This window comes from Oleiphilus sp. HI0043 (assembly GCF_001634935.1).
On sequence record NZ_LWEY01000686.1, the window covers coordinates 1 to 612 of the forward strand.

At 45.8% G+C, this 612-nt stretch carries 1 pseudogene; it reads right to left on the bottom strand.

The features are described 5' to 3' along the window. A pseudogene (locus A3729_RS32605) lies at nt 1-612 on the bottom strand (hypothetical protein); the annotation flags it as partial.

Genomic DNA, 612 nt, shown 5'->3' on the forward strand with positions numbered 1-612 from the left:
TCAGGGTCATCATTTCTGCCACCAGAATCAGCCATGCCATCGCCATCGGTATCAACAAAATCGATACCTGGAATGCTGGCATTGGTATCATCAGGGTCCTGATTGGCAGACCAGTTATCGTTATCCTTATCAGACTTATTCTGACGTTCAGAATCTAAAGGAAAGTCATCGGCAATATCTTCAGTACCATCGCCGTCATCATCAGTATCGGCATTGTTACCGATTCCATCTTCATCTGTATCGGTTTGTTCGCTTGCGTCTAGAGGGAAGTCATCGTCTTCATCTTTAACGCCGTCGTTATCGTCGTCGTTGTCGGCATTGTTACCTGTGCCATCACCATCGGTGTCAGTTGTCTCACTCGCATCTTCAGGAAAAGCGTCCTGATCATTTGGAACGCCATCATCATCCAGGTCTGGGTCAGTTTCAGCGGGCTTGAGTACAACTTCTTCTTCAGTATTTATTTCAGTATTAACGCCTTCATTACCCAGGTCTTCTTTTTCATCGTTAATCACTTGTTTCATTTCACCAACTGTACGACCTTGAGGGTCGTTCGGAATCGGTAAGGAAGCAGGGTCTTGCTCTAAAAGTTGAAGTGCGGCACTAGCTGTATCT